Source organism: Caballeronia sp. LZ043 (assembly GCF_031451075.1).
In the GTDB taxonomy this organism is placed as follows: Bacteria; Pseudomonadota; Gammaproteobacteria; order Burkholderiales; family Burkholderiaceae; genus Caballeronia.
Genome location: NZ_JARUXT010000003.1, coordinates 84,372 through 104,638, shown reverse-complemented (window position 1 = coordinate 104,638; position 20,267 = coordinate 84,372). Strand labels below are relative to the sequence as shown.

The window sequence follows — 20,267 nt, the reverse complement described above, 5'->3', positions numbered from 1 at the left end:
CCCGTGAATGAAATCGATGCGTGCGGCAATGCGGAGTTCGCATGACCGCCGGTCCTGCCGTATTTCAGAAAATACGTGACAGCCACCATCAATAGAATGCGATTTTCGCAATGCGGCCGATAGGGGCCGGCTATAGGCTCGCCACCCGTTCACGGCTTGCTGATGCTGCGCTGCGGGATGCGTGAGCGCCTCCGCAATGAGCTTTTCAGTCTAGCAGCGTATGACGGCCCCGGCATGACGAACTGTGCGAGCCTCGATCCTCATGCTTCGTCAAGTCCGCCGTCCGGCAAATGGTGCCGGCAGACGTTGGAAGTTTCGACAACACCACAATGTGTTGTCACAATGTCCAACAGCAAAGGCAAAGCCATTCTGATCCTTGGCGAGCGCCATGAGCTCTCGCCAGACTCGCTCGTTGAAATGAAGATCTGGCAAGTTCCTGTGCCGGTTCCGGGATGCTCGCATTCGTGGAAGTACAGGCTTGCGTTCGTCGCGCGGAACGTGTGCGTGCTGCGCTACGACAACGAGCGTCGCAAGGGTGACCACCGTCATTTCACGAACACCGGGTCACCTTTTGATTTTCCTCACTGAATCAGCTGCTGGCCGACTTCAGGATGGATATGGAAATCTTGCAGAGATGGAGGTCAAGACCATGAAGACCGTCACGATAAGCGTGTCGTCCCTCGACGACGTCATGAAACGCGCACAGGCCGCAGCCGCCGGCAAGGCTCAGGGCGCGCACTTCTCCTATGCCACCCCTGAACTGCTGTTCCGCACGTTCACCACGTCGCGCTGGCAGATCATCCGCGCCATGACCGGCGCGGGCGCCATGTCCATCCGCGAACTGTCGCGGCGTATCGAACGCGACGTGAAAGGCGTTCACGGCGACGTCAAGGCGCTGCTCGAAACCGGCTTGCTTGAACATGACGAGAGCGGCGGCATCGTGTTTCCCTATGACACGGTGCACGTCAATTTCACCTTGAAAACAGCGGATCTCACCCAGCCCGCCGCTTCCGCGGCTCAGACACTCGCTGCGGCGCTGCCGGCGGAGGCCGTGAACGCGTCGCCCGGTCCGCGCAAGGAAGCCGCTCCGCGCAAGAAGGAAACACGCGCGGCAGGAGGCCGCTGAGCCGCTGCATGACGAGCGCCGCGCGATGGCTCCGGACTAACTCCAGTCGTCCATGTCGTGCTTGATGCTGTGGCGGTTCGCAATGAGCTCGTCGACGCTCGGCTCGTTGGTCATCGCCCGCTGGATAGCCAGTTTGGTGGCTTCGTAGTTCGTGCGGTACATGTCCTTCTTGTCGAGGTTCGCGTCGGTGGCGCAACGCGGGTCGATCCACACCAGACTGATGATGCACAGGTCGTTGGCCTGGTCCTTAGGCAAGATGCCTTCGATCAGGCAATCGACCACGGCATCCGCCGTCGCGGACTGCACCACACCGCCGAACAGGTCGATGTTCGCCATGTCCTTCAGCGTCACTTTCGGCACGATCATGGTCGCGGGGCGGACCATCTGATTGCACGCGCGAATGGCGAACATGGCCGTGTGTCCCTTCGACTGCGCCATCATGTTCGCAAAGGCGTGACCTACGGGACCGTCCACCCGGCCAATCAATATTTCCGGCATCGCATCGGTGGTTTGTCCGGGAGCGGCAAGCACGGTGGCCTCGCCGGCGCGGAAGGTCAGATCCGGATTCATGAAGACTTCTCCTTTCAGGACGGAGTAAAGATTCGGTCGATCAAGGGGCCACCCTCATGCAAGTACGGTGCCATTGCGCCCGGACAAGGCGCGGCGCTGTGTTCGGTCTGTCCGCAGGGACACACTGTCCGCGCGGCGTGACAGATTGACTGAGATTCAGCTGATCGCGCTGATCGATGCTCGTCCCGCATGACCCATGCTAGAGTGCTTCAAGTGGTCGGACCAGTGAGACATGCCATGCATCCATCCCATCCGGAAGACGCGTCGCAGATCGCGGACGTCGTGGCGGAACGTATCGAAAGCCTGATCGTCGATGGCGTCCTGAAGCCGGGTCAGGCGCTGCCGTCCGAACGGCGGCTGACGGTGAAGCTTGGCGCGTCGCGCTCAGCGGTGCGCGAAGGGCTGAAAGTGCTGCGCACGCGGGGCATCATCGAGACCTCGCACGGACGCGGCTCGTTCGTCGCCGCGCTCACGACGCAGCCCGCGCTCACGCCGATGATGCATCTGCTCGGCTCGCAGCCCCGCACGCTCTACGACATCTTCGAGGTGCGCGCGATGCTCGAAGCCGAATCGGCCCGACTCGCCGCATTGCGCGGCACCCAGGCGGATTTCGCGCTCATCACGCGCCGTTACGAAGAGATGCTTGCCGCCAGCGAGAGCGAGATCGGCGAGTCGAAGCGCGCCCAGCTCGACTACAACTTTCACCTCGCCATTTGCGAGGCTTCGCACAACCCCGTGCTGGTTCACACGCTCAGCTCCCTGACCGACCTGCTGTTGAGCTCGGTCTTCGCGTCGGTCAACAACCTCTATCACCGCGCGGCCGAGAAGCGGGTCATCGACAAGCAGCACGCCCGCCTCTACAAGACCGTGCTCGGCAAGCAGCCCGAACTCGCGCGCAAGGCCGCCAGCACGCATATCGATACCACCACGGCCTGCCTGCGCGAGATCGAGGCGGAGGAACAGCGCCTCGTGCGGGCGACGCTGCGGCTGAAAGGCTGGCAGTAGCCCGGCAGCACGCGCGCCGCATTGCCGTGCGGAAATTCGCTCAGCCGCGTCCTGATTGAACACGGCGATCAAGTCCATCTGGCACGCCAACAATAACTGGTCGGACCACTGGTCCGGTGTCTCGACAGCCTCGTGCGGTCGCGGAACAATGCGCGTCAGCCACTCAGTTGCGGCGCAAGTCCGCACACGTCGCACACGCACCAGGAGACACGCGATGACGCCACAATCCACCCCCGCCTTCGAAAACGCCACGTACGCCAGAGTGACCTGGCGTCTGCTGCCGTTCCTCTTCATCTGCTATGTCGCCGCCTATCTGGATCGCGTCAATGTCGGCTTCGCGAAGCTGCAGATGCTCAACGACCTGAAGTTCAGCGAATCGGTCTATGGACTCGGCGCGGGCATTTTCTTCATCGGCTATTTCGTGTTCGAGGTGCCGAGCAATGTGCTTCTGCATCGCGTCGGCGCGCGCGTGTGGATCAGCCGCATCATGATCACCTGGGCGCTGGTGTCGGCGGCCTCGCTGTTCGTCAGGACGCCAACCATGTTCTACACGCTGCGCTTCCTGCTGGGCGTCGCCGAGGCCGGCTTCTTTCCCGGCATCGTCTTGTATCTGACGTACTGGTATCCCTCCACGCGACGCGGCCGCATGAACGCGCTCTTCATGATGGGCATTCCGGTCGCCGGCGTGCTCGGCGGCCCGCTGTCCGGCTGGATCATGGCGGCGTTCGACGGCGTCCACGGGCTCGCCAACTGGCAATGGCTCTTCCTGCTCGAAGCCATTCCTTCGTTGCTGCTCGGCGTGCTGACCCTGTTCATGCTGCCCAACGGGATCCGCGCGGCCTCGTGGCTCGACGAGCATCAAAAGCTGCTTCTCGAAGACAACATCTCGCGCGACACCCCCGAACACGCCGATCACTCGCTGAAAAGCGTGCTGACCAACGGCCGCGTGTGGCATCTGGCGGCGATCTACTTCTGCTGCATGATGGGCCTGTACGGCGTGAGCTTCTACCTGCCGACGCTCATCAAGGCCGCCGGCGTCAAGGATGCCTTCGATGTCGGCCTGCTCACCGCCATTCCCTACGCGGTCGCGATCGTCGCGATGACGCTCGTGGCCCGCAGTTCAGACCGTCGCAACGAACGGCGCCGGCATCTTGCCGTCGCTGCACTCGCCGCCGCCGTGGGCTTCTATGCGAGCACGCTGCACACCGGCAACCTGATGCTCGCGATGCTCACGCTCTCGCTCGGCACGGCCGGTGTGCTCTCGATGATGCCGGTCTTCTGGACCTATCCGAGCAGCGTGCTGACGGGCACCGCTGCCGCAGCCGGTATCGCGATGATCAATTCCATCGGCAATCTGGCCGGTTTCGTCAGCCCGTCGATCATCGGCTGGATGAAGGACGTCACGCACAGCACGAACGCCGGCCTTGCCGTGGTTGCCGCGGCGCTGTTGCTGGGCGCGCTGTTGACGCTCACGCAGCGTGCAACGGCCGGTTCCCCTGCCGCCGCCCCCGGCCCGAAAGAGGCTTGAGACCGCCATGTCCGATACGGCCCAGACCTCCGTCCCGTTCGCGCACGCCGGCAAGAGTTTGCTGGCTTCGCTCGGCGAGATCGTCGGCGCGCGCAACGTGCTCACCGGCGATGCGCAAACCCGCCGCTACCGCACCGGCTATCGCTTCGGCGCCGGTCGCGTGCTGGCCGTGGTGCGCCCCGGCACGCTGCTGGAACAATGGCGCACGCTCGCCGCATGCTGCGCGGCGCGCGCCATCGTCATCACGCAGGCGTCGAATACCGGGCTGACCGGCGGCTCGACGCCCGACGGCGACGGCTATGACCGCGACATCGTGATCGTCAGCACGACGCGCATCCGGCGCGTGCATCTGCTCCAGGGCGGCAGCCAGGTGGTGTGCATCGGCGGCACGACGCTCGATCAGCTCGAAACCACGCTCAAGCCGCTCGGACGCGAACCGCATTCGGTAATCGGCTCATCGTGCATCGGGGCGTCGGTGCTGGGCGGCATCAGCAATAACTCGGGCGGCTCGCTCGTGCATCGCGGACCGGCCTACACGGAAATGGCGCTGTTCGCCGTCGTCGATGCCTCGGGCCTGCCGCGCCTCGTCAATCACCTCGGCATCGAACTCGGCGGCGCGCCGGAAGAGATCCTGGCGCGTATCGAGAGCGGTGCGTTCAGCGACGCCGATGTCCACGCAGGCGCCGCGGCCTCGGATCACGACTATGCGACGCACGTCCGCGACGTCGATGCGCCCACGCCCGCGCGCTTCAACGCTGACCCGCGACGGCTGTTCGAAGCGTCGGGTTCGGCGGGCAAGGTGATGACCTTCGCGGTGCGGCTTGACACCTTCGCGGCCGAACGCGGCGCGCAGGTCTTCTACATCGGCACCGACGACACCGCCGTGCTGACCCGTCTGCGGCGGCACGTGCTGGCGAATTTCAAACATCTGCCGGTGGCAGGCGAATATCTGCACCGCGATGCGTTCGATGTCGCGCGCCGCTACGGCAAGGATCTGTTCGTCATCATCGACCGGTTCGGCACGGGCCGTCTGCCGCTGTTCTTCAATCTCAAGACGCGCGCGGATGCCTGGTTCGAGCGCTTCGGCTTCATGCCGAAGCACCTGACGGACCGTCTGCTCCAATGGTTCAGCGAGCGTCTGCCGGAGCATCTGCCCGCGCGTCTGCTGGACTTTCGCGAGCGTTATGCGCATCACCTGATGCTGAAGGTTCCGGCGGCCGGCGTCGCGGAGGCGCGCGCGTATCTGGAGCAGCACTTCGCGAGCGACGAGCGTACCGGCGCGTACTTCGAATGTACCGACGACGAAGGCCGCCGCGCCTTCCTGCATCGCTTCGCGGCGGCGAGTGCGGCGGTGCGCTATCGCGCGGTGCATCATCGGGAGGTGGAGGATATCGTTGCGCTCGACATCGCCCTGCGCCGCGACGATCGCGCGTGGTTCGAGCAGTTGCCGCGGCCGATCGAGCAGCCGATCCTGCGGAAGCTGTATTACGGACATTTCCTGTGTCACGTGTTCCATCAGGACTATATCGTCGCGAAGGGCCACGACTGCATGGCGCTCGAACACGAGATGCTCGCCTTGCTCGATGAACGCGGCGCCGAATATCCGGCCGAGCACAATGTCGGGCATCTGTACGAAGCGAAGCCGCAGCTCGCCGAGTTTTATCGCAAGCTCGATCCGTGCAACTGCCTGAATCCGGGCATCGGCAAGACTTCGAAGTTCGCGGCATATCGGGAGTAAAGGTCGCGGACTTGCTTTGAGAACGGGGCGCAAATCCGCTATCCTGACGCGGACCCTCTTCACCTCGTTCCGCTCGATGCTCACTCTCAGTCCGCGCGACCGCGCGATGCTCAACGGCGATTTCGGCGCAGGCGTGGCGCTCGCAATGCGCATCGTCGCCGCGACGGCTCGCGTCATGGACGCCCGCGCGTTGATCGACATCACGTCGGCGCACATCGACGGCTGTCTCTATCACGGCGCGGCCAGTCTCGACTTCGTGGAACGCTTCGTCGCGAGCGGCGCGAAAGTGTCCGTGCCGACTACGCTCAACGTCGGCTCGCTCGATCTGATTCATCCCGAACTGTTTCGCGGCGACGCCGAACTCGCCAGCGCGGGCACGCGGCTGATGCAGGCGCATGTCGAACTCGGCTGCGAGGCGAGCTTCACGTGCGCGCCGTATCAACTGCGGCATCGGCCGAAACTCGGCGATCAGATTGCCTGGGCCGAATCCAATGCCATCGTCTTCGCCAATTCGGTGCTCGGCGCGCGCACGAGCCGCTATGGCGACTTCCTCGATCTCGCCGCCGCCATCACCGGCCGCGTGCCGCATGCGGGACTGCATGTGACGGAGAATCGCGCGGCGCGCGTCGTGATCGAGGCGCCGGACGTGAGCGCATCGCCGCATCGCGACGCGCACTTCGCCGCGCTCGGCTTCGTGCTCGGCGGCGAAGTGGGTGCGACGGTCGCCGCGATCACCGGCCTTCCCGCCGACACCACCGAAGACGAACTGAAGGCGCTCGGCGCGGCGGCGGCATCGAGCGGTTCGGTGGCGCTGTTCCATGCGGTCGGCATCACGCCGGAAGCCGCGACGCTCGACGCCGCACTGCAAGGCCGCGCGCCCGAGCGCACGCTGCGTGTGAGCGCGGCGGATCTCGCGGCGGTGCGCGCACGCTGGAGCCGCGCACGGCCCGGCGATGCGCTGGCCGCCGTGAGTCTCGGTACGCCGCACTTTTCCGTCGAAGAATTCCGTACGCTCGCCGCATTGTTCGACCGTCACGAAGGCAAGCCGCGCAGCGATTTCTACGTCAATACGAGCCGTTTCGTGCTGTGGCAACTCGAGCAGGACGGCATCGCGCAGACGCTCGGCGAGCGCGGCGTGCAGATCGTCGTGGATACCTGCACGTACATCACGCCGGTCATGAAGCAGGTGACGGGGCTCGTGATGACCAATTCCGGCAAATGGGCGCACTACGCGCCCGCGAACATCGGCGTGACGGTGGCGTTCGGCAGCATGAGCGAATGCGTGCGCTCGGCCTTCGAAGGACAGGTGTGGTTCGATGAAAGCATTTGAAGCAATCGCGCTGGTTCCGGGCCACGCGCGCGCGGCAAGCATTGCGTTGCCGCCGCTGAGTTTCTGGGGCGGCTATGACGCGGCGCGCGGCGTGATCGTCGATGCCACGCACGCAGGTCACGGCACGAGCCTCGCGGCGCGCATCCTCGTGATGCCGCGTGCACGCGGGTCGAGTTCGAGCAGCAGCGTGCTGGCGGAAGCCGTGCGCAACGGCACCGGACCGGTCGGCATCGTGCTGACCGAGCGCGACCTGATCCTGTCGATCGGCGCCATCGTCGCGAACGAGCTCTATGCGAAGCACGTCCCCGTCGTGATGGTCGATGAAGCCGCGTTCGCGCAGATCGCGGCAGCGCCCGATCACATGGAGATCGACATCGACGCCCGCGACGCCGCACTGCCCGCGCGCGTCCGCCTCATCGCGCCATGATGGTTTCGACCACCGCGATGATCTGCTGCGCGGCCGTCTTCACGTGCTGTTCGAGCAGCTTCGCGCCGAGCTTGGCATCGCGCTTCCGGCATGCTTCGACGAGATTCATGTGTTCGTCGTGCGACTGCTCGCGGATCGGCACCTGCACGACCTGAAAACGAAAATAGCGGTCGCTGCGGTCGTGCAGCCCGCGCAGCATCTGCAAGGTGATGTCGCGCCCGGCGGGCAGATAGAGCGTCTCGTGCAGACGCCAGTTCAACTGGCCCCACATGCCCGATTCGGCCTGATCCATCTCGTTCACGAGCTTTTCGGCCCGCGCGATCTCGGCGTCGCTGATATGCGGAATGGCCTGAGAAAACAGCCACGGCTCCAGCCTCAGCCGGATCTCGAACGTCTCCTGCACTTCCCCGATCGACAACTCCGCCACATACGCGCCCTTGTGCGGAACCTTGGTCAGCAAGCCTTCGCCGACCAGCCGCGTGATGGCCTCGCGCACCGGCACGCGGCTCACGCCGAGTTCGTCGGCGAGCGCTTCCTGACGCAGCACTTCGCCGGGCGCGAGATCGCCGGACAGGATGCGCTGCCGCAGCGCCGTGGTGACGAGTTCGACCGTCGTCGTGCGCACGATCCTGCGCGTGGTGTCGCCGGAATCGGGCACTTCGGCGCGGCGGCGGAGTGGAGTCACGGCTGAAGACATGTGTTTCCGCTATGCGATGTCGATTAAAGGTGGCATTTTGGCACGCGGCCTCAGCGCAAGGTCTCCCGCACCCACACGCCCTGCTTCATCACGCCCGCGATGCGCTCGCCCTGCCCCGTCAGCACGCGAATGTCCTTCAACGGATCGCCGTCCACGACCAGCAAGTCCGCGAACGCACCCGCCGCCACGACGCCCAGCTTGCCCTTCATGTTGACGATCTCCGCGCCGATGGCCGTCGCCTGGCGAATCGCCTCGAACGCGCCAACGATCTCCGCGCGAATCGACAGCTCATCGCTCTGGAACTGATGCATGTCGCCGAGCAGGTCCGAGCCGAGGCCCATCTTCACGCCACGCTTGTGCAGCATCGCGACGGCTTCGAGACCACGCTTGCGCACCGACTCGTTCTTCGCGAGCGTATCCTCGCCGAGACCCATTTGCGCGCCGACGCGGGCCATCGCGTCATACGTGACGAGCGTGGGCACGGCATAGGCGCCGTGTTCGAGCATGGCGTCGGCGGCTTCCTCGTCGATCAGATTGCCGTGCTCGATGGTCCGCACACCGAGCCGCACGACCCGCGCAATCGCCTTGGGCGTATAGGCATGCGCCATCACATAGGTCTGATGCGACTCCGCTTCCTCGACGGCGGCCTTCACTTCATCGACGGAGAATTGCAGGTTGCCGATCGGATCGGTGGGCGACGCCACGCCGCCCGACGCCATGATCTTGATGTGATTCGCGCCCGCGCGCATTTCTTCGCGCACGGCCTTGCGCATTTCATCGACGCCGTCCACCACGCGCCCGATCGCCCCCATGTTGCGATTGCAGCCGCACGGATCGGGGTCCGAGTTGTCGAAGCGTTCGCGGAAGTCGCCGTGTCCGCCGGTCTGCGAGAGCGCCTTGCCCGCGACGAACAGGCGCGGCCCCGCGATCACGCCTTCCTCCACGGCGCGCGACAGTGCATAGTCCGCGCCGCCCGCATCGCGCACGGTGGTAAAGCCGCGGTTCAGCATGCCGGCGAGAATCGGTACCGCGCGCAGCACGGCGAAGGTGTTCGGCAGACGGCTGTTGTTGCCGAGATGCGCGACCGACGCGATCACATGCACATGGCAATCGATCATGCCGGGCATCACCGTCTTGCCGCCGACATCGATCACTTCCGCGCCGCCCGCGTCCACCGGCTCGCGCGTGACTTCACGAATCGTGCCGCCGTCGATGACGATGGAATAGCGGCCGTCGTCGCGCTCGTGATCGGCGTCGAGCACGCGGGCATTCTTCAGGATCAGCATGAATCTCTCCGGTTACTTGAGCAGGAAGCCGTGCGCGAGCGGATCGCGATCGTCGACGAAAATCGTGTTGTGGCCCGTCACGCGCGCCCAGCCTTCGATGGCCGGCACGATGGCGTCGTATTCGCCGACGCGCGCCGCTTGCATCGGCACGCCTTCGAACAGCGTGCCGATGATGCTCTCGTGCACGAAGCGTTCGCCGATCTTCAACTGGCCCTTCGCGACCCGCTGCGCCATGCGCGCCGACGTGCCGGTGCCGCACGGCGAACGGTCGATGGCCTTGTCGCCGTAGAACACCGCGTTGCGCGCGCTGGCGCCGGTCACGGTGGGCTCGCCGGTCCACATCACGTGACTGAGGCCGTTGATTGCTTCGTTTTCAGGATGCACGAAGCGGTACTTCTCGTTGGCGCGCTGCCGCAGCACCGGGCTCAAACGCTGGATATCCGAAGGCTTCAGCGTGTGCAAGCCTTCGTAGTGACGCTGCGGTTCGACGATTGCGTAGAAGTTGCCGCCGTAGGCAACGTCGAAGCGAATCTCGCCGAGACCGTCCACGTCCACCGAAAGATCCTGCGAATGCAGGAAGGACGGCACATTGACGAGCTGCACCGAATCCACATGCTCGCCGTTCATCCGATAACGCGCGATGACCACGCCGGCGGGCGTGTCGAGCCGCAGCACGCCCGGTTCGCGCGGCCGCACGAGTCCGTTCTCGATTGCCGTCGTGACCGTGCCGATGGTGCCGTGTCCGCACATCGGCAGGCAGCCGCTCACCTCGATAAAGAGAATCGCGAGATCGCAATCGGGGCGCGTCGGCGGATAGAGAATGCTGCCGGACATCACTTCGTGGCCGCGCGGCTCGAACATCAGCGCGGTGCGGATCCAGTCGAACTCACGCAGGAAATGCGCGCGCCGTTCGATCATGCTCGCGCCTTCGAGCGGCGGCGCGCCGCCCGCGACCACGCGCACCGGATTGCCGCAAGTGTGTCCGTCGATGCAGAAGAACGTGGACTTCATTGCTCGAGCGCCCGCACGCTGGCGATCGCCTTCTCCACGATCTCGATGGTCCGCTGGCGTTCCTCGCCTTCCAGCATCAGGCGTGGCGCCTTCACGTATTCCGGATAGCCGGCTGTAATGTTCTCCGCGAGCTTGATGTACTGCACGAGCTTGACGTGCGTATCGAGATGGAACAGGTCGATCAGCGCGCGGTACAGCGCGCGCGCCTTGTCGTACTCGCCGTTGACGGCGTGATTCAGCAGCGCGACGGATTCCTTCGGCATCGCGTTCGCCATGCCCGACACCCAGCCGGTGACGCCGAGCGCGACCGATTCCACGATCAGGTCATCCACGCCGCAGAACACGACGAACCGATCACCGAAGCGCGCATAGAGATCGGTCACGCGGGTCGTGTCGTAGGTCTCTTCCTTGATCGCGACGACGTTCGCTTCGTCGGCGAGCTGGGCGAGCAGGTCCGGACGCATGTCGACGCCATAGCCGCGCGGATTGTTGTAGATCATCAGGCCGAGGCGCGTCGAACGCGCGATCGAGCGGTAATACTCCACGGTCTCGCGATCGTCCGAGCGATACGTCAGGCCGGGAAACACCATGAGGCCCTGCACGCCGATCGCTTCCGCATCCTTCGCGAACTGCATGGCGTTCGCCGTGTTCAGTTCCGCGAGGCCCGAGATGACCGGCACGCGCCCTTTCACCGTTTCGACCGCGATCTTCAGCACCGTGCGCTTTTCGTCCGGCGTGAGCTGGGCGTTCTCGCCGACCATGCCCATCATCACCACCCCGCCGACACCGCTCTCGATCAGCCGGTTCAGCCCGCTGACGATAGCCTCCTGATCCAGCGAGCCGTCCTGCTTCAGCTTGGTCGTGACAGCGGGGAAGACACCTTTCCAGTTCACTTGCATGTTTGCTCCTCCAGTGGATGTGAATGCTCAGAAGCGGGCAATCGAATAAGGCGCGAGCGGCACGCGCGGCGTGCGGCCCGCCAGGACGTCGGCGACGAGCGCGGCGGTGGTCGCCGACTGCGTCAGCCCGAGATGGCCGTGGCCAAATGCGTAGACGACCGAAGGCACGCGCGGCGACGTGCCGATCACCGGCAGCGAATCGGGCGTCGCGGGACGATGACCCATCCATCGCGCCGCGCCGGTATCGTCGATGCCCGGCAGGAAACGCTTGCCGAGCGTGAGCAGCGCGTCGCTGCGACGGTAGTTCGGCGGCGCGTCGAGGCCCGCGAACTCCGCCGCGCCGCCGATGCGCATGCCGACGTCGAGCGGCGTCGCGACGAACTTGCGTTCCGCGAAGATCACCTCGCGATTCAGCGCAATGCCGTGCCGGGGCAGCGTAGCGTTGTAGCCGCGCTCGCTTTCCAGCAGCACCCGGTCGCCGATGGAGCGCGCCAGCGCCGCCGACCACGCGCCCGCCGCCACGACGATGCGGCGTCCGCTCACGCGGGTGCCATCATCGAGCGCGACGCTGCCAGGCGCCTCGATAGCACGCGCCACGCCGGTCACGAACCGCGCGCCGAGCGCCCGCACGCGTTCGCGCAGCAGCGTGACGATGCGGCGCGGATCGCCGATGTGCGACCAGTCGTCGAGGAACACGCCGTGTCTGAAGACCGGCGCGAGCGCCGGCTCGCATTCGCGTACCTGCTGCGCGTTCAGCGCATGCCAGCGCACGCCCAGTTCACGTTTGAAGGCCCATTCGTCCTGATCGGCATTGAAGGCTTCATCGGTTTCATAGACGGTCAGCGCGCCACGGCGATAGTGCATGCCCGTGGCGCCGATGTCGTCGAACAGCGGCAGGATGTCGTCGTAGACGCGGTTGTTCAGCAGCGCGAGCGCATGCGACACGGCCTGATACCGCTCCGGCTCGGCGACGCGCCGGAACGCCATGAACCACGGCAGCGCCTTCGGCAGATGCTTCCAGTCCACGGCCAGCGGCCCGAGCGGGTCCATCAGCCACTTCAGCGCCTTCGAGACCATGCCATGAACGGCGATCGGCGTGCTCTCGCTCACCGCGATGCCGCCCGCGTTGCCGTGCGACGCGCGGTCGCCTTCGAAATCGCGCTCCACGAGCGTCACGCGGGCGCCGTCGCGCAGGGCCGCCCACGCGCACGCAAGGCCAATCACACCGGCGCCGACTACCACGACATCATTTGTTTCTTCGTTCATTGCAAGGGAGCGTGCGCCGTTTCGCGGATGGTCATGACGGTGAGCGTGGAAAGGAGCGCGGCCAGCATCACGAAGTACGCGGGCGACAGCGGCGAACCGGTGGCCTTGATGAGCGCAATCGAGATCATCGGGGCAAAGCCGCCGAATACCGCGTTGGCGATGCCGTAGCCGATCGACATCCAGGTCGTGCGGATCTTCGTCGGGAACAGTTCGGAGAGCACGGCCGGCCCGACACCCGAGAAGATGCCGATGATCACGCCGCCCACCACCTGCACCGCGCCGACGACAGCCGCCGACTTGTAGGCGAGCATCAGATGGAAGATCGGATAGGGCAGCACGAGGAACGCCACGCAGCCGATCGCGTAGATGGGCTTGCGTCCGAAGCGGTCGGACGCCGCGCCCCAGAACGGGATCGACGCCGTCATGACGATCAGACCCGCCGTGTTCAGCCAGAGCGCCGTCGAAGCATTCATGCCGACGTACTTCGTCGTGAACGACGGCAGATAGTTGAGCAGCACGTACAGCGAAACCGTCCAGACGATCACGAGGCCGCACGCCTGCAAGCCGAGCAGCGCGGGGGCGCGGGCCGGGGCCTTGGGCGCGTCGTCGCTGGCGCTTTGATAGACAGGCGTCTCCTCGCTGCGCTTGCGGATGATCCAGCCGATCGGCCCGATCACGATCGCCCCGATGATGAACGGCACGCGCCAGCCCCAGTCGAGCAGGGCCTGCGGCGAGAGCAGCGTGGTCACCAGCGCGGCCGCGCCGGAGCCGAGCAGCATGCCGCCGAGCGTGCTGCATTGCTGGAAGCTGCCGTAGAGACCGCGCTTCTTCGGCGGCGCCCATTCCACCAGGAACGCCACCGCATTGCCCAGTTCGCCGCCGACGGAAATGCCCTGCAGCATGCGCGCCGCCACGAGCAGGACCGGCGCCATGATGCCGATGGACGCGTAGGTGGGCAGCAAGGCCATGAACAGCGTGGCGGCGGCCATCAGCGGCATGACGAAGGTCAGCGTCCACTTGCGGCCCTTTTTGTCGCCGAGCCAGCCGAAGATGATCGCGCCGAGCGGCCGCGCGGCAAAGCCCAGGCCGAACGCGCCGAAGGTGCCGAGCATGGCGGCGAAGTCGTCGCCGGTGGGGAACATCACTTTCGCGATCACGGTAGCGAGAAACGCGTAGGTTCCGAAGTCGAACCATTCGAGGATATTGCCGACCACCGCCGCCGTCACTGCGCGGCTGGTCTGCGTGGACATGCGTGGACTTTCGCTTGCGGCGTAAGGGCTTGCAACGGCTTGGGCTTGATCGGTCATGACAGCTCCGGAGAGGATGCAGCATCTGGACAAGGCGATTCGGTTCCGGGCGATTGTGCGCCGATCTTTTTCCTGAATCAAGGATTTTGGATCCAAAATGAGCGGATGAGATCGAATGCGGGATTACCGCATGACCCGTTCCGATGCTCCGTAGAGTGCCTTGGTATGCCTTTATGGAGTCGTCATGCAGATCCCGGAATCTTCCGCCAGCCTGCTTTCACCGGCAGATGAATTACCCGCCGCGTCGCCCGCCGACGAAACGCTCGCCGCGCTTCCTGCGAATGTCGATCAGGACATGGCCCGGGAATACAGCGGCTATCTCGACCAGACCAGCTTCACCGACTACTCGACGCCGCCTGACGCGCTGTTGACGAGTTCGGACACGCTGCCGCGCGGAGGCGCGCGAATCACAAGCTGGACCGGACCTCAGGCTCAGGAAGCGGCGCGGCAGTGGAGCGACACGATGGACCTGGTTCATCGCGGTGAAGCGGACGAAAGGCCGGAAGTTCGCCAGTCCGCCGCGGACCTCGCGCGCGACACGGTTGCCCAGCAAGAGGCGTTTCTGGTTGAGGCAGTGCATGACCACACGCGCCGCTCGATGCCGCCCATCGGCTGGCAGGACATTTCCGACGATGCCACGAAGCTCGCGCGTTTCGGCCTGACGCCGGACGATCTCGAGCTGCCGGGCTCGGGACTCGGCGCCCGTCTCTTCGAACCCGATCCGGCGATCTTCGGTCACGACCTGAAGCCCACGCTGGCGTTCGAACGCACCGATCTCCCCAGCGTCAGGGACTGGAGCACCAACCTCGCGCAGGCATTCAACCTGCCGATGAAATCGGCTCAATATGAGCGGGCGGTGCAGATCGGCAACGAGATCCGCCAGCATGGCGCCGCCGGCGATCTCTATCTGGCCGGCCATTCGCTGGGCGGCGGCCTCGCGGCGGCGGCGGCGACAGCCAGCGGCGCGACCGCCTTCACGTTCGGCTCCGCGGGCCTTCATCCGGCTACGGTGACGCGCTACGGCGGAGCGCCCCAGCCGAGACAGATCTATTCATATCGCGTCGATGGCGACGCGCTGATCCGCATGCAGGACAAGCAAGCCGGTCTTCCGAAGGACGTCGGCACGCGCTTCGACCTGCCCGCGACGAGCGCCAGCCCGTTCCTGCGACACTTCATCGACGACTACTGGTCCGGGTTGGCGCGCGTGGTCGGACAGGCGCGCATGAATCTCGATGTCGCGTTGCGCCACCCGTTGCGCGTCTGAATCACGGAATCGGCATGCGACGCCGCGCCAGTTCCGCGACGCCGATGCACAACGCCAGCCACGCGCCGCCCGCCGCGAAGCCGCCGATCACATCGCCCGGAAAATGCACGCCGATCACGATGCGGCTCACCCCGATGATCAGCACGAACAGGCACGCCAGCGCGACGATGAGCGCGTCCCAGCGGGTCGGCGCGATGCGCATCAGCATGTACGCGCACATGCCGTAACAAACGATGGAGCCGAACGTATGCCCGCTCGGAAACGCGAAGCTCTCGGGCAAAGGCACGAGCGCGCCGGACGGGCGGGCGCGGCCCATGAGCGACTTGAGCGCGTGATTGATCAGCGCGCCCACGCCGGTGGCGGCCGCGAGATAGACCGCGAGCCCGGCGCGGCGCGCCGACAGAAGCGCGACACAGGCGCACGCGCACAACAGCGTGAGAAGCCAGGGATCGCCGAGATGCGTGACGCGCCCGAACCAGCGCGCGGCAGCCGCCGGCACGCCGTCCCGCACGGCATCGAGCACCCGCTGATCCGCCGATGCAAACGCGCTGCCGTGCGCGATACGCGTCGCGATGGCGATGAAGACCGCCGCGCCGCAGGCCGCCGGCAAGAACGCGGCGATGGCGACGCCCGGCGCGGACATGCGCGGCCGGCGCGCGGCATGCGTCCATGCGAGCCAGGCCGCGGCTGGCACGACGAGCAGCAGCGACACGATGATCGTCAGGGCGTGGCGTTGGGCGAGCGCCAGGTAATCCATGGGGTGTCGGTTCCTCGCACGATGAAGGTTTGCTTGAGCGGAGTCATGTTAGCCGACGCGACATCCAGCCTCGCGCGTCGAGTAACTAAATCGGACAAATCGCGTTCTGAAAAGCGCCCGGCATTGATAGCCTTGGATCGAATCGACAGGCCATTGCCGCAGCATGGCTCGTTCAACCTTCGCTATCCCGTCCGGACCCATGAGCTACGTCAGCCGAAACTACAAGAACGCCGCCCACGCGCCCTCAGGCATGTGGGTGTGCGCGCCGGGTTCCACGAACGGCCCGTATCAGGATCCGTTTCCCGCCGCACTCGAAGGCCCGCCGCATTACTGCGGCGGATGCGTGTCGTACGTCAGGCAAGTCTGCCCTTCGCTTCCGGAGACGTCCGTCTGGCGAAAGGGAGCGCCGGTGAAGGGGAACGGACATATCGTCGAAGGAACGGTCATCGCCACCTTCGACCATCACGGTCACTTTCACGGGCATGCAGCCATTTATGCGAGCCAGGGGCCGGCGGGCGTCACCGTGTATGACCAGTACGCGCATCCGCGCAAGCCAATTGGCCCACGGGTTTTGCGCTGGGGCCATGCATCGGACGTGAACAACGGGGACAGGTTTCATGTCGTCGAGTAAGCCTGCGCTTTGGGCAATGTGCGCCTGCGCCGCCGCCGTGAGTCCGGCCAGCGCGGCGCAGCTGAGTTGTCCGGTGCTGCCCGCTACCCAGGAACGCTACGTCCAGTTGTTCGACGGCGCGCCCAGCGAGCAGGTTTCCCTCATCGCCGACCAGGGCGACGCTCGTCGCGGCAGCTGGAAAATCGGCTACGTGTACGACCAGGGCCGCGCGCTCACCCTGCAATGCGTCTACGCCAATCAGGCCACGCGCGACATCGCCATTCCCGAGCGCGTCGACGTGTGCCGCTACCAGACTAACGGCGCCGGCCTGACGAAGCTCGACTGCGAGTGACGCACCCGCGCACCCATGCGCGAGACGGTCCGCCCGATACACGGCCAGCGTGCTATCGTCATTGCACCCCGTATCGCCTGCCGCGCGCCGCCCTCATGAGCCACGTCCGCTATCCTCTCGGACCCGATGACCGGGTGCATCTGCTGTGCTGGCTCACGTGTGGATTCCTCGGCGCGTTCTATCTCGACGGCGACTGGCCCGATCCCTCCTTCCAGGTGCGCGCGGCGCATCGCTGGCTCGACCGGCATCATCGCGCCGCCGACTGGATCGAAACCGCACGGCTCTCCGTCACGGCGCAGGCGCTCGCTTCCCGTCTGTCGAACCTGCTGGACAACGACACCGCACGCGGCGACGTCGAACGCATTCTGGACAGCGAGGAGCTCGACTACGAGAACGCGCTGGTTCAACGCGTCTATCACGAGTGCCGGGCCACGCTGGCCAGCAAGGGCAAACCGCCGCATTGAATCGTTTGCGACCGCGCACGGCGATCAAATTTCATGCCGCGTCGGGCGCGCGTCTTGATGCGCCAAAGGTTGCGGCAGCGACTTTTTTTTCGCTCTGAAGAATGTGCGGCACCCCACATTGGCGGCATGCAGCGCATTGCTACCATCGGCGCGCCTGCTCGCACGTCGATGTTCGCGCCTCGCGATCCTCATTGATCCCGAAGCGAATTGGCACCACCGTCAGCGGCCACCCGATCGAAAACAACCGAAAACAAATGGACACTGAACGGAGGTCGCCATGCCCCGCTGCATTCATTCGCCTGTTTCACCATCCTCGACGCGCCTGCGACCGCTCGCCGCGCTCGTGCCTCTGATCGCAAGCCTCGCTTACGCCACCGTTGCGCACGCCGCGCCGCCATTGCCAAGCGGCGGCCAGTTCGTCGCGGGCAGCGGTTCGATCGGCGGCGGCGGTCAGTCGCTCACCATCAATCAGACGACGTCGCGCGGCGTGATCGACTGGAACAGCTTTTCGATCGGCAGCGGCCGGCAGGTCACGTTCAACAACGGCAGCGGCGCGACGCTCAATCGCGTGACGGGCGGCGACGCGTCGGTGCTGCTCGGCCAGCTGAGCGCGAGCGGCAGCGTCTATCTCGTCAATCCACAAGGCGTGCTTGTCGGCCCCGGCGGCGTGGTCGCGACGGGCGGGCGCTTCGTCGCCTCCGCGCTGGATGTCGGCGACGCCGCGTTCATGCAGGGCGGCCCGCTGACGCTCGCGGGCGGCGGCAACGGCATGGTCATCAACCTGGGCAAGATCGGTTCGAGCGGCGGCGATGTGTTCCTCGTGTCGCGCACGGCCGTCATCAACGCCGGGACCATCAGCGCGCCGCAAGGCACCGCCGAACTCGCGAGCGGCAGCCAGGTGTTGCTGCAGGATGCGTCGGGCGGCCAGCAGGTCTTCGTGCAGGCCGGCAGCGGCGGCTCCGTGATGAACGCCGGCGCGATCCAGGCGGCGCAAGCCAGCCTGCAAGCCGCCGACGGCAACGTTTACGCGCTCGCCGGCAACAGCGCGGCGATCCGCGCGACCGGCACCGCGACGCGCGACGGCCACGTCTGGCTCGTCGCCGATCAGGGCGCGGTCCACGCCAACGGCTCGATCGCGGCAGCCAATGCGGACGGCAGCGGCGGCTCCGTGGAGACGCACGCCAACGCGCTCGATGTCGCGGGCGCGGACGTGCATGCGGGCAACTGGACGCTCGGCGCGCCCGCGCTCACCGTCGATCAGCCGACCGGCACCGCGCTCGCGCGCAGTCTCGCCAACGGCACGTCGGTCGTGGCCCAGAGCAGCAGCGGCGATCTCGCGGTGAACGGCTCGGTCCAGTGGACCGGCAACGGCTCGCTGACGCTCAACGCGGCGCACAGCGTGTCGATCGGCGCCGGTTCGACGCTGGCCAACAGCGGCAACGGCAATCTCACCCTGCGCGCCGATTCGGCCGGCGCCGACAACGGCGGCAGCGTGACGAACGGCGGCACCATCGACTGGTCGAAGAGCGGCGGTATCGTGAGCGCGCTCTACGACATGAACGGCAGCTACGCGCCGGGCACCGTGCTCACGAACAGCGGCTGGACGGCGGCGCAATACAGCGGCCTCGTCACGCAGGCGACCGGCTACAAGCTCGTCAACACGCTCGCCGACCTGAAGAACGTCTCGCAGGACCTGGCGGGCAACTACGCGCTCGGCAAGGACATCGACGCGAGCGCAACCGCGTATCCCAACTACTTCACGCCGATCGGCCAGACCACTACCGCGCCCTTCACCGGCCAGTTCGATGGCTTCGGCCACACGATCGACCAGCTCGCCACCACCGCCGACCTCGACAACGACTACTTCGGCATGTTCGGCGTCATCGGCACGAAGGGCGTCGTGCGCGACCTGAACCTCACGAACGGCAACACGGGCGGCAATACGTCAGGCGGGCTGGGCCTGCTGGTCGGGCAGAACAACGGCTATGTCACCTACGTCAACACCACCGGCAGCGTCTCGCAGAACGGCTTCGGCGGCTTCGGCGCGGGCGGCGTCGCGGGCGTCAACAACGGCACCATCGCGCGCTCGTCGAGCACGGCGGACGTCGGCTACCAGACGGCGGCGGGCGGGCTCGTCGGGGTGAACAACGGCACCATCGCGCAGTCGTACGCGACCGGCTTCACGCGCGGCGGCACGCACGGCAACACCGGCGGACTTGTCGCGTTCAACTCGGGGCTCATCACGCAGTCGTATGCGACGGGCGGCGTCGGCGGCTTCGGCGGCGGCGGACTCGTGTACAGCAACGGCACGACCGGCGTCATCAACGAATCCTTCGCCACCGGCCAGGTGGGCGGCGGCGGGCCTCCGGGCGATCCGGAAGGCGGCATCGCGGGCTACAACACGGGCGCCATCCACAACAACGTCTACTGGAATCGCGACACCACCATCCGCACCACCGCCGCCGCGTCGAACTCGGGCACCGCGCCGCCCGACTCCAACGGGCTCAGCACCGCGCAGATGAGCAACGCGTCGAACTATCTGGACTGGAACATTCCGGCAGGCGGCGTATGGGCGTTGCCCGCCGGCGCCACGCATCCGATACTCCAGTGGCAGCAGGCGCATTGAGGCG

20 protein-coding genes are annotated in these 20,267 nt (G+C 65.9%); 12 read left to right on the top strand and 8 right to left on the bottom strand.

What is annotated here, in order from left to right; translation table 11 throughout:
* Window positions 1–162: 162 nt before the first annotated feature.
* Together QCE64_RS20740 and QCE64_RS20735 are read left to right on the top strand one after the other, a co-directional pair.
* Window positions 163–588, top strand: a complete 426-nt coding sequence (locus tag QCE64_RS20740; RefSeq protein WP_310007316.1) for a DUF6516 family protein — start codon at window positions 163–165, stop codon at window positions 586–588.
* A complete protein-coding gene (locus QCE64_RS20735) occupies window positions 536–1,126 on the top strand; it encodes a transcriptional regulator (protein ID WP_310005974.1) in 591 nt (196 codons plus the stop codon). Before QCE64_RS20740 ends, QCE64_RS20735 begins: the two co-directional genes overlap by 53 nt.
* Before the next feature lie 36 nt (window positions 1,127–1,162).
* Here the strand turns inward: QCE64_RS20735 and fae are convergent, their stop codons facing one another.
* On the bottom strand, window positions 1,163–1,696 hold the full coding sequence (fae, locus tag QCE64_RS20730; RefSeq protein WP_310005972.1) for a formaldehyde-activating enzyme: 534 nt from the start codon (window positions 1,694–1,696) through the stop codon (window positions 1,163–1,165).
* 237 nt (window positions 1,697–1,933) lie between these two features.
* Here fae and glcC point away from each other — a divergent pair, with 237 nt between their 5' ends.
* The 5 genes from glcC (at window position 1,934) to QCE64_RS20705 (ending at window position 7,724) form a co-directional block, all read left to right on the top strand.
* Window positions 1,934–2,701, top strand: a complete 768-nt coding sequence (glcC, locus tag QCE64_RS20725) for a transcriptional regulator GlcC (RefSeq protein WP_310005970.1) — start codon at window positions 1,934–1,936, stop codon at window positions 2,699–2,701.
* 214 nt (window positions 2,702–2,915) lie between these two features.
* On the top strand, window positions 2,916–4,229 hold the full coding sequence (locus tag QCE64_RS20720) for an MFS transporter (RefSeq protein WP_310005968.1): 1,314 nt from the start codon (window positions 2,916–2,918) through the stop codon (window positions 4,227–4,229).
* A 7-nt stretch (window positions 4,230–4,236) separates the two neighbouring features.
* Window positions 4,237–5,967 carry a D-lactate dehydrogenase gene (gene dld / locus QCE64_RS20715; protein WP_310005966.1) on the top strand — a complete coding sequence of 577 codons (1,731 nt, stop codon included), beginning with the start codon at window positions 4,237–4,239 and terminating at the stop codon, window positions 5,965–5,967.
* Window positions 5,968–6,043: 76 nt separating this feature from the next.
* The gene (locus QCE64_RS20710) at window positions 6,044–7,297 is read left to right on the top strand and encodes an aconitase X catalytic domain-containing protein (RefSeq protein WP_310005964.1); all 1,254 of its coding nucleotides are present in this window, start codon (window positions 6,044–6,046) and stop codon (window positions 7,295–7,297) included.
* The gene (locus QCE64_RS20705; RefSeq protein ID WP_309923081.1) at window positions 7,284–7,724 is read left to right on the top strand and encodes an aconitase X swivel domain-containing protein; all 441 of its coding nucleotides are present in this window, start codon (window positions 7,284–7,286) and stop codon (window positions 7,722–7,724) included. Before QCE64_RS20710 ends, QCE64_RS20705 begins: the two co-directional genes overlap by 14 nt.
* Here QCE64_RS20705 and QCE64_RS20700 read toward each other — a convergent pair.
* The 6 genes from QCE64_RS20700 to QCE64_RS20675 are packed head-to-tail and all read right to left on the bottom strand — an operon-like array spanning window position 7,711 to window position 14,190.
* Window positions 7,711–8,421 carry a GntR family transcriptional regulator gene (locus QCE64_RS20700; protein WP_309923080.1) on the bottom strand — a complete coding sequence of 237 codons (711 nt, stop codon included), beginning with the start codon at window positions 8,419–8,421 and terminating at the stop codon, window positions 7,711–7,713. The genes QCE64_RS20705 and QCE64_RS20700 overlap by 14 nt on opposite strands.
* A gap of 50 nt (window positions 8,422–8,471) precedes the next feature.
* Window positions 8,472–9,707: an amidohydrolase family protein gene (locus QCE64_RS20695; RefSeq protein WP_309923078.1), complete on the bottom strand. Its 1,236-nt coding sequence runs from the start codon at window positions 9,705–9,707 to the stop codon at window positions 8,472–8,474.
* Between the two features lie 12 nt (window positions 9,708–9,719).
* Entirely contained in the window at window positions 9,720–10,718 is a 999-nt protein-coding gene (locus QCE64_RS20690; RefSeq protein ID WP_310005962.1) for a 4-hydroxyproline epimerase, read from the bottom strand.
* Window positions 10,715–11,617, bottom strand: coding sequence for a dihydrodipicolinate synthase family protein (locus tag QCE64_RS20685; protein WP_309818210.1), 903 nt, complete (start codon window positions 11,615–11,617; stop codon window positions 10,715–10,717). Before QCE64_RS20685 ends, QCE64_RS20690 begins: the two co-directional genes overlap by 4 nt.
* A gap of 27 nt (window positions 11,618–11,644) precedes the next feature.
* Complete coding sequence (locus QCE64_RS20680) at window positions 11,645–12,883, bottom strand: FAD-dependent oxidoreductase (RefSeq protein WP_309923074.1); 1,239 nt, start codon at window positions 12,881–12,883, stop codon at window positions 11,645–11,647.
* Window positions 12,880–14,190 (bottom strand): MFS transporter, encoded by a 1,311-nt coding sequence (locus QCE64_RS20675; protein WP_310005960.1) that lies wholly within the window; start codon window positions 14,188–14,190, stop codon window positions 12,880–12,882. The genes QCE64_RS20680 and QCE64_RS20675 overlap by 4 nt, the downstream gene beginning before the upstream one ends.
* 184 nt (window positions 14,191–14,374) lie before the next feature.
* On the opposite strand from QCE64_RS20675, the gene QCE64_RS20670 reads away from it, so the two are divergent.
* On the top strand, window positions 14,375–15,454 hold the full coding sequence (locus QCE64_RS20670; protein WP_310005958.1) for a hypothetical protein: 1,080 nt from the start codon (window positions 14,375–14,377) through the stop codon (window positions 15,452–15,454).
* Between the two features lies 1 nt (window position 15,455).
* Here the strand turns inward: QCE64_RS20670 and QCE64_RS20665 are convergent, their stop codons facing one another.
* Window positions 15,456–16,211 carry a phosphatase PAP2 family protein gene (locus tag QCE64_RS20665; protein WP_310005956.1) on the bottom strand — a complete coding sequence of 252 codons (756 nt, stop codon included), beginning with the start codon at window positions 16,209–16,211 and terminating at the stop codon, window positions 15,456–15,458.
* Window positions 16,212–16,410: 199 nt separating this feature from the next.
* Between QCE64_RS20665 and QCE64_RS20660 the strand changes: the two genes are divergently transcribed.
* The 4 genes from QCE64_RS20660 to QCE64_RS20645 all read left to right on the top strand — a co-directional run bounded on the left by QCE64_RS20660 (window position 16,411) and on the right by QCE64_RS20645 (window position 20,263).
* Window positions 16,411–16,842 (top strand): BPSL0067 family protein, encoded by a 432-nt coding sequence (locus QCE64_RS20660; RefSeq protein WP_309923067.1) that lies wholly within the window; start codon window positions 16,411–16,413, stop codon window positions 16,840–16,842.
* Window positions 16,829–17,173, top strand: a complete 345-nt coding sequence (locus QCE64_RS20655) for an STY0301 family protein (protein ID WP_310005954.1) — start codon at window positions 16,829–16,831, stop codon at window positions 17,171–17,173. The genes QCE64_RS20660 and QCE64_RS20655 overlap by 14 nt, the downstream gene beginning before the upstream one ends.
* Before the next feature lie 95 nt (window positions 17,174–17,268).
* Window positions 17,269–17,637: a hypothetical protein gene (locus QCE64_RS20650; protein ID WP_309923063.1), complete on the top strand. Its 369-nt coding sequence runs from the start codon at window positions 17,269–17,271 to the stop codon at window positions 17,635–17,637.
* Window positions 17,638–17,914: 277 nt separating this feature from the next.
* Window positions 17,915–20,263, top strand: coding sequence for a filamentous hemagglutinin N-terminal domain-containing protein (locus tag QCE64_RS20645; RefSeq protein WP_310005952.1), 2,349 nt, complete (start codon window positions 17,915–17,917; stop codon window positions 20,261–20,263).
* The last annotated feature ends 4 nt before the right edge of the window (window positions 20,264–20,267 follow it).